The 1,573-nt window shown below is 52.2% G+C and carries 1 protein-coding gene; it reads right to left on the reverse strand.

Translation table 11 applies throughout. The features are described from left to right. Positions 1-699 precede the first annotated feature (699 nt). A partial coding sequence (locus tag ACI48K_RS22150; RefSeq protein WP_475029818.1) for a U32 family peptidase occupies positions 700-1,573 on the reverse strand: 874 nt, incomplete at its 5' end.

Raw genomic sequence — 1,573 nt, forward strand, 5'->3', positions numbered from 1 at the left:
GGGCAAGCACCCCCACTTTTATACCCGACAACGCTTCTCTTACTACTTTTAAACGAAGTTCATCTTTGGCTTTTCCCATGACTTGATCCTCTCCCTTATTTTCATTGTAATTCCTTGTTGGGGAGGACTCCAGTTTAATTAGGGAGCCTAGAGGATTGTACAGTTATTTGAGCCGAATTGGTCTTAAAAGCCCGCATATGACTGTAAAAGATGCACTTTTACAGTTATTTATCTGATCGACGGATCTGCTTTAGGAAATAACTGCACATTTGCAGGCTTTCGGTTTATGAACGCATAGAGTGACGGGAAGAGCGGATAGGAAAGCAGGAACTCATGGGATCTCAGGAAGATATGCAAGTGCAGGAGCGTATGGGGCGTGCAGGAACATATGAGGTATAAGAACGTATGACTATGATACGACCACGCGAGAACGAATAAAGAAAATCATGAGCGAAAGAGCGAAATGGTGCACAGGTGACGTTCATAGGTTCGTATAAATAAGGGCTCATTGCGATATACGCAATGAGCCCTTGTACGATATGAAACAAAATTGCTCCATAGAGGTCGGCGTTATGAGTATTATTGAGCCCACACCAACTACCGGCTGTTTATTTTGGACATCCGAGTCCCCTTTGGGAACGCTATTTGCAAGACAAACCCTATCGGGCCTGGCGAACTGGTTGCTGACGACCATCCATGTTATTTCACAAGCTGTCCGCGCGTTACGCCCAACTGATTGGTTGCCTTCAGGGTTTTCCACACTTGGGTGCCGCTGATCTCTCTTCGCAGAGCGCGGCGGTAAAGATTAATGACTTCGCGAACCTGATCCGGCGTTTCTTCCAGAAACTCCACCCGGTAATTCGGTACGCCAAGCTCCAGGAAGTGACTCAAGTATTCCGCGCCGGATTGCTCAATGGCGTTGTACACCGTGTTGCGGCAGCCTTCGTCCACCCGCACGGGATGTGACATCCCGATCCTGTCCTGCAGGGAAGCCCGGTGCTCTTCGCACGGACGGCCGCAGTTGGTGTAATCCGTACCTTCGCTCAGGAATGTACAGTACACGCAATGTTCGGTATGGAACATCGGCAAATGCTGATGGATGACGATCTCCATATCGGCAGTTGGACTGACGCGAAGCAGATCGACCATCTGCTGGATGTTAAGGTCATAGGACGGCGTTACGATGTCGCAGCCGGCCTCCAAGAACAGCTCCGCCGCCTTGTGGTTTGCGATGTTCAGCGAAAAGTCGCCGATCAGCCGAGGGTGAGCGGCGGTAGGGTTCTCTATCCGGTGGCGCAAATAATAGTAAAGCGCCCCTGTGTTGCGGACCAGCACCGCATCGGGTTGGAGACGCAGAATGTTGTTATGATAGCCGTTTTCGCCCGGCATATGGATGCGCGGCGTCACCAGCGCGATACGCTTTCCGGCCGCACGAACGGCATCCACCGCTGCCGGGAACTGCTTGATGAATTCAAAGTCGGCGTAGATCATCTCTACGCCGGCTTCCAGCGCAGCTTGCACCTGCGGCAGGCTGCGGCACAGCGCGGTGAGCTCCGCTTCACCGCGCGCGACC

It is taken from the genome of Paenibacillus terrisolis, assembly GCF_056171975.1.